1 protein-coding gene is annotated in these 311 nt (G+C 71.1%); it reads left to right on the top strand.

From position 1 onward, the window contains the following. The coding region (locus tag TN53_RS43715) for a TetR/AcrR family transcriptional regulator (RefSeq protein WP_046264507.1) at positions 1 to 311 on the top strand (311 nt) is incomplete at both ends.

The raw sequence follows: 311 nt of genomic DNA, 5'->3' as shown, positions 1-311 counted from the left end.
CGCAGCGCAACCGCGAACGCATCCTGGAAGTGGCCCTCGCCGAGCTTTCCCGGGCCGCCGACACCCCGCTGAGCGCCATCGCCAAGAAGGCGGGCGTCGGCCAGGGCACGTTCTACCGGAACTTCCCCAACCGCGAGGCACTCGTACTCGAGATCTACCGCCACGAGGTGCAGCAGGTCGCCGACACCGCGTCCGTGCTGCTGGAGAGCGGGGAGCCCGACCGTGCGCTGCGCGCGTGGATGGACCACCTCGCCCGGTTCGCGATGACCAAGGCCGGCCTGGGGGATGCACTCCGCCAGGCCCTGAGCACC

Source organism: Streptomyces sp. WM6386 (assembly GCF_000972385.1).
Taxonomy (GTDB): Bacteria; Actinomycetota; Actinomycetes; order Streptomycetales; family Streptomycetaceae; genus Streptomyces.
The sequence above is the reverse complement of the archived record's forward strand: the minus strand, read 5'-3'. Positions and strand labels throughout refer to the sequence as shown.